At 56.6% G+C, this 9,424-nt stretch carries 8 protein-coding genes and 1 pseudogene; 7 read left to right on the top strand and 2 right to left on the bottom strand.

Translation table 11 applies throughout. From position 1 onward, the window contains the following. A partial coding sequence (locus A3728_RS22050; RefSeq protein ID WP_150120955.1) for a hypothetical protein occupies nucleotides 1-613 on the bottom strand: 613 nt, incomplete at its 3' end. Beyond that, nucleotides 610-1,380 carry a hypothetical protein gene (locus A3728_RS22045; RefSeq protein ID WP_067928850.1) on the bottom strand — a complete coding sequence of 257 codons (771 nt, stop codon included), beginning with the start codon at nucleotides 1,378-1,380 and terminating at the stop codon, nucleotides 610-612. The genes A3728_RS22045 and A3728_RS22050, both read right to left, overlap by 4 nt. A gap of 157 nt (nucleotides 1,381-1,537) precedes the next feature. Between A3728_RS22045 and A3728_RS22040 the strand changes: the two genes are divergently transcribed. The 7 genes and pseudogenes from A3728_RS22040 to A3728_RS23900 form a co-directional block, all read left to right on the top strand. Continuing rightward, nucleotides 1,538-2,107, top strand: coding sequence for a hypothetical protein (locus A3728_RS22040; protein WP_067268441.1), 570 nt, complete (start codon nucleotides 1,538-1,540; stop codon nucleotides 2,105-2,107). A gap of 1,059 nt (nucleotides 2,108-3,166) precedes the next feature. Continuing rightward, a pseudogene (locus A3728_RS22030) lies at nucleotides 3,167-4,392 on the top strand (IS3 family transposase). Between the two features lie 153 nt (nucleotides 4,393-4,545). Next, complete coding sequence (locus A3728_RS22025) at nucleotides 4,546-4,977, top strand: DUF4259 domain-containing protein (RefSeq protein ID WP_067268436.1); 432 nt, start codon at nucleotides 4,546-4,548, stop codon at nucleotides 4,975-4,977. Nucleotides 4,978-5,340: 363 nt separating this feature from the next. Further along, on the top strand, nucleotides 5,341-6,810 hold the full coding sequence (locus A3728_RS22020; RefSeq protein ID WP_067928848.1) for a DUF6882 domain-containing protein: 1,470 nt from the start codon (nucleotides 5,341-5,343) through the stop codon (nucleotides 6,808-6,810). 459 nt (nucleotides 6,811-7,269) lie between these two features. Then, nucleotides 7,270-8,706 carry a DUF6880 family protein gene (locus A3728_RS22015; RefSeq protein WP_067268433.1) on the top strand — a complete coding sequence of 479 codons (1,437 nt, stop codon included), beginning with the start codon at nucleotides 7,270-7,272 and terminating at the stop codon, nucleotides 8,704-8,706. 15 nt (nucleotides 8,707-8,721) lie between these two features. Further along, nucleotides 8,722-9,162 carry a hypothetical protein gene (locus tag A3728_RS23565; protein ID WP_150120954.1) on the top strand — a complete coding sequence of 147 codons (441 nt, stop codon included), beginning with the start codon at nucleotides 8,722-8,724 and terminating at the stop codon, nucleotides 9,160-9,162. Next, nucleotides 9,105-9,424: UvrD-helicase domain-containing protein (locus A3728_RS23900; protein ID WP_161489607.1), on the top strand; the 320-nt coding region annotated here is incomplete at its 3' end. The genes A3728_RS23565 and A3728_RS23900, both read left to right, overlap by 58 nt.

Below are 9,424 nucleotides of genomic sequence, written 5' to 3'. Positions count from 1 at the left end.
AGACGTAAACAAAGTCCGCATGCGCTTGGGTGGCAGCGTCAATCTGCACCTTGCGAGGAGCCAGAAAGGCATTCGGATTTTTGTCTGCTGCCTTATATGTGCGGAAATGGCGCAAAAGGGTGTCCGAGCTCGGCAGCCGTTTCAACCGCTGGGATGAATTCGGCTTCTGAGTGCCATACAGTTTCCGCGCCTGATAAGTGTCATAGTCATTGCCCATCAGAGTGTGAAACTCTTCCACCCCATCCCGGGTCAGCTTCATGCCCAGGTTCCGATAACGCTCCATCAAGATGCAGGCTTGCATGATCAAATCCACAGCATCACGCTGCTTCTTTGTGGCCCCAAAGAGTTCCGTCGCCCCATAAAGGGCGCGTTCTTCCTGGCGGGCGATGCTGTGAAACCCCTTCTCCACAAGCAGCGCTTCTGCGTCAAAGAGGTGCGGAATTTCCGCGGTCTCGAACTTGCGGAGATCCACATTTCCCTCGTCATTGACGACAGAAAACTGAAAATGGGTGATTGCTTTGCTCTTTTTATCCTGCACAGGCAGGATATGAGTGACCTCGCGACCTTCCAGGGTTACGCGGTCCGAGGCGGTAATGTTTCCGAAATACATCATGATGCATTGCTCCATAGTTGAGTATTGGGGGTAAAAAGGTCGAGTTTGTGTTTGCCGATGTCGCCATCACCGATCAGGCGTGCGGCGGCGCGGTAACCGCGCCCGGCGTTCCCAAGCCGCGAGGCCGTGATCAGCCCCGAGAAGGTGAAGCGAGGCCCCAGATCATTGGCCGCCTCCAGAACGATCCGATCGGCGTCAGGATCCCAGCCACGGCGGGCCATATGGATGGCTTTCGCGCATTCACGGGCCGCCGGATGGAAGCTGAAGCGCGACAAGACCTGGACGCGATCCGCGACATCCGCCGAACATTGCGTGGCGATATTGGCAACTTCCTCGAGGTAGGATTTGCGATTGGCCTTCTCATCGTATTTGACCGACACAAGCAACGTGGCGCCGGTTTTCAACAAGGTATTGCAATCCCACAGGGTGTGGGTGCTCTCACCTGCGAGGTTGATGTACGGTGTACGGGTCAACTGTTCGCGAAACGCGATCACATTCGGGTTGGCGGCGATGTTTTCGTACACCTGTGCTTCTTCAAAAGAGGCGCACCAAAACTGCTGAAGGGCAGCCTGGCGATGAAGGCGCGTCGTATAGGCCACCTTACAAGAGCTGCTCGACTTGCCGAGTTCCAGCTTGTTCAGGTGCGACGGCAGAACCCGCATCGGCTCGTCGGGGTCTGCCAGAGGCGGCGGCAAGACATCTCCCTCCCAAAGATAAGACAGGTGGGCATGGGGGTGGTTGGCCATTTGGCCATCAAGATCATCCATAATTCGTCCTCGTATTCCGGTTCCGACTGCATCGGAGGCTGGGGAAACCGAGGCCCGGTCATTCGGGCGTCGGGAGGGGTCTTCGGCGGTGCTCAGGACAATCCGGGTCCGGTCACGTCCCGGGCTTAAGCGGGGCGTTGCACTAAGAAGATCCGATGTGGAGGGCGGGGAGATCCTTGAAGCCGAGCGCCGTTTCGGCTATGGCTTCTTTTGTGATTGGTGGATTACTCCCGCCTTGGTGAACGCTTGTCCTGTTGGCGCAGGACAGGCGTTTTTCTTTTTAGGTCGTCATGGTCAGGTCCTCCTTTTCGGTCCAGGTCTGTGTTTGCCCTTGGGCTTGCGGCGATTTCTTAGCCCCTGCGTGATGGCTCTGAAAGCCGCTCTTCGGGGCTGGAAATTCTGCACGGAATCCTGTATCGCGCGAGAAATGTTTGCGAAAAATCAGAGCCTTAAAGGATCCTCTACACAAAGCATCATCACCTGGCGGCAGGCACATGTTGTGGCAATCACCCTGATCTCGCGTGGCGTCAGATGTAGGACACAAGATTGTCTTGCCATCGTCGCGCAGCCCCAAATGAAGCCGAAAATTTTCGCACTTATGTTTCTGAACCCCTTCGGGAATCGATTTTCCAAGCACGGCGCGCAACTGCGACGGTTTGGCACAGCTCAACAGCTGACCTTTGGGATCGAAGACGTCAGAATTCGAAAAACCCGCGCCCTCTGGTGAGCGAAATTCACGAATCGAGCACAAAGATTGCGCGCTGGAAAACAGCGATTGATGGGGATCTGTGTGGGTCGGACAAGCCATCTTTCTTCCTCAAGGCATGCACAGGCTCCTTGCCCATGCGGTTATTCAAGTTTGAGGATAGATACGATGCGTCTGCAGTCGGACCGCACATCCCCCGTACCAGGTTGAGACCGGTGGGGCGGACTGTCAGCTCTCCAAACTTCAGGGAGGCGACAGTCGACCCGGGTCAGGTCAACCTATTATTCGCGCTATTCGCGAGACGGGGACGATATGTGCGTAAGTCATCATGGGAGGCACATTACCGAAAACAGCTACATTTTTGCAATCAGATCAGAGGGCCCTATGCGCACGGCCGGCAGAAAGCGTGGCCGTCAAAACACAGTTTTCGAAATAAGAATTGGCAATACTTGCAAGGCCTTGCGCAGTCATGGCAGTTTTTCCCTATCGGGTTCGGGTTTGCCCACGTACCCCCGATAGGGAACTTATGTGGAATTCACCCGGGTTGCCGGAAAACAGTGATTTGGGCCTTTTTTGGTCTTTTTGGAAAATTCTGAGCCCAGACACGAACGCCTTGACATGTTTTGCGAGCATTCCGACCAGATGGCGCCGCGAAAGTACTCAGCGAACGCGCAGGAAGCATATCGTCAAGCCTCCGGGGCCCTCTCCTAGAGCGTCGAAACTCTAACCGGTCCGCGATCAGAGTATTGGCAATCGACCTTCAGGCTGGCACGGACTGACGGGCAATCATTGGGGGAGATGGCCGCTATTGACGCGCCACGCCTGTCAGGCACAGCATCACACACATGAAGGTGGCCATTCAGGGCTAAGGCCCAACACATCGCCATGCCGCACCAGCCACCAAAGTCAGCAATGCGCAGTTGGTGAATTATGAAAGTCGGTTGCCGACGGCGGCCTCCCCCGCCCTAGAGTTTTTTGAGACACCGCTTAAGACATGATCCAAGGGGATGATTGAGGTGTTTTATGATGGAACAAAAGAAGGTTGAGCGCGCCGGAGTCGGAGCTGCGGAGACTTCACATATCGCAGCAGATCCGGCTCCGGCCCGGCGACGTAGACTGACGGCAGCCCGAAAGCAGGAGGCCGTGCTGCGCGTCCTGCGGGGCGAAAATGTGGAATTGGTCGCGCGATCACTTGAGGCGACAGCGGCGGATGTGAGCAGCTGGCGCGATGCGTTTCTTGAGGCAGGTGCCAGTGGTTTGAAGCAGCGTCCGCGCGACGCCCGGGACGAGGAGATCGACAGGCTGCGGGCCAAGGTGGGCGAGATCACCATGGATAACGAGCTTCTTTATGAGAAGATCGCCAAGATGGAGGCAGGTCACCCTTTTGCGCGCCGGAGGTCGAAGCGATGAGCGCGGTCATCTCGATCTCCACGGGCAAGAGCTACGGCGTCTCTCGTGTCTGCCGGGTCTGGGGCCTGAGCCGTGCCAGCGTGTACCGTGACTTGCAACCGGCCTCGCCTGCACCACCAGTGCGTCGCCGCCCTGGGCCACAAGGGCCGATGCCGGATGCGGAGCTTGTCGAAGAGATCAGGCAAGTCATCACCGACAGCCCGTGCTATGGTGAAGGGCATCGCAAGCTCTGGGCACGCCTGCGTTACAGGGGCATCCGTACCTCGAAAGCCCGGGTGCTAAGGCTGATGCGCGAGAACGGTCTCTGCGCCAAACTCTGCTTTGGTGCGGCCCATGGACCGCGCGCCCACGACGGGACCATCATCCCGGACAGCATTGATGAGATGTGGGGAACGGACATGACAGCCACTCTCCTGAGCACGGGACAACAGGTGGCGGTCTTTATCGCCGCCGACCATTGTTCGGCCAGCTGTGTGGGCATCCACGCGGCCGTGCGGGGCACACGCTTCGAAGCGCTTCAGCCCATACGTCAGGGGGTGCGAGAATGCTTCGGGGCCATCGGCAAGGATGTCGCCGATGGCCTGACCATCCGCCATGACAACGGCTCGCAGTACATCAGCCATGACTTCCAGAACGAGATTGCCTGGCTGGGCGCGAAATCCTCACCGTCTTTTGTCCGTGCCCCAGAAGGCAACGGATGCGCAGAGCGCTTCATACGGACGCTGAAGGAAAACCTGCTCTGGGTCAGAACCTTCGATACCATCGAGGAGCTGCAGGCCGCCCTCCAGACCTTCAAGGAGGAGTACAACGAGCATTGGCTGATCCAGCGACATGGCCACCGCTCACCAAACCTGTTCAGACGCGACACAATGGACAAAATACCAGCCGCCGCGTAAGCTTCAATAGTGTCTCAATAACCCTAGGGCGATACAGGCCATTGAAACGCGACCGGCCCTGAGCTGCCATTCGCTTCTTAGCCGGGTGCTGCGGCGCAGCTTCACCGAACCGGCCATCGGTGGCATCGTGTGGAAATGAAAAGGAGCAGTCTTGTGGGAACTTGGGGTGCCAGAGTATTCGAGAATGATGCGGCAAGCGATTGGCTCGGTCACTTGGAAAAGCTTGGCTTCATCGCCATTCCAACTCCACTTTCCGTCATCGGAGAATACGCAGGACGAAAAAAATCTATCCCGGCAGATGTCGAACAATGCTTCTGGGCTATGTGTGAAGTGGTTGGAATCGCGGGAGGTTTAGCCGATCCATCTCAGGTGACAGATTACAGAGCGACCATTACGCGTGAGGCCGAGAGAATACTCAAAATTCCCAATCTCAAGCGGCGTATCCTTTGGGCGCTCGAGCGATTGGAAGGCGAAGCAACAGAGTTGGAAGAATTGTGGGAGAGTGCGGGTGAAGGTGAGGCTTTTCGCTTGCACCGTGACCGTGCGAAGAATGCAGCGCTAGAGGTTCTGAAACAAATCGGGTGAGCACTAAGGGCTCGAAGCCGACATGCGGTGGTACAGCGCCTAGCTGTGGCGCTTTGGCTGCGTCGCCTCGAACGTCGATGGCGGCAGTCAGCCCGGAGTGGACATTCGGTATGCTACTGCATCGGATTGACCCGTGTGAAGGGCGCGTATATTTGCAGCCAAAGCAGCTTTGTTCCAGCAGTGCGCTCTACCGCAGACGCTGCTTGGGGCGGCAAATGTTGGTCCAGTTGTCGGATCGAGGCTATTTCCGCGTAATGCGGCGGGCCACGTTGGGAATGTCAGTCAAAAACCCCTTTGCCAATTTGGAGAGCATGCATGTCGTACCCTCTATCCGAATGGACCCTACCGCCAGCGTGGAGGGCCGTGTTTTACGGCTTGGAAAGCCTCGATCGACTTGATCCTATTTATGTCAAGCTCTGCGCACTGACCGAAGGTGGTCACAAGGCGCTGGCCAACGACCTCGTTGAGAGCTGGCATGTGGATCAGGATAGCGGCAAGTTTTCTGCCACCCTAACGAACAACGCCTCAATCGAGGCACAAGCCGGGTTTATTGGGACCCACGACGGGCAAAGTTTTCAATGGGCGGACGTAAACGACTCAATTCTTGCCGCACTTGCACAGTCCGCGAAAACTCTGAGAGCCAAGCTGCCTTCGCAGCTGACCGAAATTGCGACGGAAGATGTGGTAGCCATATCTATTCGGGACGCCACTATCCTATTGGGCTTGGCGGCCGATCTCGTTGAGTGCGACCTTGTTTATGCAACGCGTTCGGGCGGAACTGTCATGTTGTTGGTCTTGAGTAACGTGGAACTGAGCGACGAAAGCTCAAAATCCAAGCCATCGTTCCTGCAAAGGCTGTTTGAAAGAACCCGCCCCCAACAACATCCGCTCAGCCCAGCTGAACAAATCGGTGCATTGCGACGAACCGTTGAAATGGCCCTGAACCAGTGGCAACGCAACCTTCTCCCCTTTGATAGGCTGCGCGCCCTCGAACCTTTGGTGGCCAAGGCACAAGATGCCTTATTGTCTGATGATGCGGCTGCGGCGCTCGCGCGGATCGATGCCGTCAAGGCCGAGCTTGGTCCTTTCCCACAAGACCAAGAGCCAACAGGCTGGGTCTATTTCGCCGAGGGGATCGCGGCACTGGCGGGAGGTGATTTTGCGCGCGCCAAGACGGCGCTGGATGTCGCCGGTAGAGCCATTGTCCCAGTTTCAAGGGTTCTGATCCTTCTAGCGATGGCGCGGGCCGCAATCTCCAGCGACGACCGCGATCACTTCCTCAAGGCGGCCTACCTCAGGTCGCCCGACGCCTTTGCGAAGAATGCAAATCAAGACGAACAGACGCGGGTAAGCTCTGCGCTGTCCGAACTCGCAAACCAGCGATCTGATTTGGCGCCTGCGGATATGGTCCAAGTCATGATTCAAGCTTTGTATGATTTCGAGGTTGAAGCCTTTGCACGCACTCAAGAAGCCCAACAGTTCCGGCAGCAACGCCACGTTCTGTGCGAGGCCGACGATGCCGCAAAGCTGCTCAACAGCAAGGCTTGGGTTGATCTTTTGCTAACTTGGGCGACCCCCGAGCGCGCGGCGCATCCTGCATCACTTTCTTCCGATCCAGAGTTTGCGCCAGACCGGATTATTGGAATTGAATTCTTGGGCGCTGACAGTGCATCGGCAACGTTTGACATGATAACCAAGAACCTTTTTGGCGAGGGCAGTAGCACCGTCCGCATAAGTCTAAAGCGGACAGCTATTCCATTCCTTGAGCACGTGAGCTGGCGGGTCGCGAGAATGGAGCACCGCGACGAAGGCTATAGGTACGACCTTTTCTGAGGGGCCAGGTTTCTATAATCGAGGTTTTCTGTGACCTGCCCCCGCAACTTTGCAAACTGTCGCTTTCTGCGCATTGCTGACCTTGATGCATGGTGCAGCAAGGCGAAGCGTTGAACCCGAGCTTTGAATGGCCGCTTTCAAGTGTTCGACAGTGTGCTTTCGCAGGCGCAGCGAATTCACACTTCCCGCCCGACCTGCAGGCTGGGGCATCAATGCAGTTGCAGAATGAAAGTCCAGGAAGGGCCGGCACCGGTCATTCGCCCAGCATGTGATGGATAACAAGATAGGGCCGACCCTGTCCCACCTGGCGACACTCGACATTCGTTGTTCTTGGGTCAACTTTTAATTCCCGCCGAAATCCCCTGCAAACGCCGTGGCAAACCAAAGATAGCACTTGATTGCGCCCGACGACCAGGCAGGGCATCATCGGTCGGTAATTTACAATAAGTCGGCCTGCCTATGTCCAAAAAATCCCTCAATCAAGCCAACCTCGAGAAACTTGGCGCCGCAAAACTGGCCGCGCTTGTGATGGATTTGGTCCAAGGGAATGCTGCTCTGCAACGCCAGGCGCGCATGGAGTTGAGTGCCGCTCAAGGGCCAAAGGAAGTGGCTTCCGATATTCGCAAACGGTTCGCCTCCCTTCGACGGTCTACAAGCTATGTCGACTGGCGCAAACAAAAAGCGCTGTCCAAGGATCTCAGCGGCCTTCTGAACATGATCGAAACCACGATTTCGCCTGTCGATGCGGATGAGGCGTTTGAGTTGCTCTGGTCTTTCCTTCTTCTGGCGCCTTCCATTCACGAGAGGACGGATGACAGCAACGGGACCATCGGGGGGATCATGGGCGACGCGGTAGACCAAATCGCAACGATCTCGCCCAGGATTTCCACCAAAGGTGCCTCCCTCGCCGACCACATGCTCGATGCGATCGTGGATTCTGGCTATGGGGAATTTGACGGGATCATTCCTGCCCTGTCAGATGCCTTGGGCCAAGACGGGCTGGAACACCTCAAATCCCTGACGAATGCCTGGGCAGAAACCCCTCTAACCCGTGATGAGTTGGACCGGTATCGGGGATATGGCCTTTCCTCCAACCCAGAGGACAGCATTCACCGAAACCGGGACCTGACCCGTTCCGTCATCCTTGCCGACATCGCCGACGCGCAAGGCGATGTCGATACCTATATGGCACGATACACACCAGAGCAGTTGACCTATGGAACCATTGCACCTGATGTGGCGCGCAGGCTCCTTGAGGCAGGGCGAGCCCAAGAGGCCTATGACCTGATCCTCAGCGCCCGTGCGGCTGAAGATGGGAAACCCTTCCGGATGTTCCGCTACGATCTGGACGTGGTCTACGAAAACTGCCTTGAAACCCTTGGATTGCGGGATGACCTCAAATACCATCTCTGGGATACATTCGAGCAAACCCTGAGCGCAGCAAGCCTTCGGAAATACCTGAAACTGTTGCCCGACTTCGACGACATTGAGGCAGAGGACAAAGCATTAGATCTGGCGGAAGCCTATCCGTCCCTTGGCGGTGCAATCAATTTCTTGATCGAATGGCCGGCTCAGGATCGGGCGGCAAAGACCGTGTTGTCCAGGGCGGCGGACCTTAACGGGGATTCCTATCATACACTTACGAAAGCGGCTGATGCATTGGAAGCGGACCATCCCCTTGCCGCCACGCTGATGCGCCGCGCCATGGTTCAGGACACACTGGATGGTGGAAAATCCAAGCGATACCGGTATGCCGCCCGCCATCTGGCGGAATGCCAGTCCGCAGATGCGGCCATTGAGGATTACGGCGATTTCCCTACGCATGTCGCCTTCGTGAAATCCCTTCGCGACAAACATGGGCGTAAATACGGGTTCTGGTCCTTGGTTGACGAGTGAGGCCATAGTTCCGCGATGCGTGTTTCTGCAAACCCAGTTCTTTTTGCCCTCTTTGATAAGTGGCGGGGCAATGTTTCTTCTTTGGAATTCGACGGCACTCGTTTTGTGTTTGCCGGTCGCAACCTGCCTTTGGCATCACTGGAGAGCATGCAAAACTGCCCTGTCGTCCGGCCCGGGTGGCTGGGGAACGAACTGTCCATTCCCTTCAGCCGGTCGGGTGCTCCGCTGCGTATTCGCGGCAAGGATAGCGGTGCCCTGGCAGCACTCGGTGACAGCATCGAGAAGGCATGGCGTAATCACAATGTTGAGCGGTACAAGGCACGGTCTGCCGACATAAACACTGTACTTGGCACCGTACGCGATCTGGCGCGCCCCAATATTACCCTGCAGCCTGTCGAATGCAGCCCACATTGGATATCGCAGGCCGCCTCGAACAAGAGGTTTTCAGCAAGCTGAACCAAGAGGCCATCGGGAGCACCCGATTTGGGGAAATCGAAACGATCCGGAACTTCCTATCCGCCCCAGAAACCCAGAGGCAGGCGGCGATAGAGAGGTATGTGGCGTCCCAACTTGAGCTTTGGTCAGATTTTTTTGACAGTTTCGAGTCCAATCCTCTGACCCCGGAACAGCGCCTGTCCATCATCGTGGATGAGGATGCCACCCTGGTTCTTGCCGGAGCCGGTTCCGGGAAAACCAGCGTTATCACGGCAAAAGCCGG

The sequence above is a fragment of the Sulfitobacter sp. HI0040 genome, assembly GCF_001634885.1.
Taxonomy (GTDB): domain Bacteria; phylum Pseudomonadota; class Alphaproteobacteria; order Rhodobacterales; family Rhodobacteraceae; genus Sulfitobacter.
The sequence above is the reverse complement of the archived record's forward strand: the minus strand, read 5'-3'. Positions and strand labels throughout refer to the sequence as shown.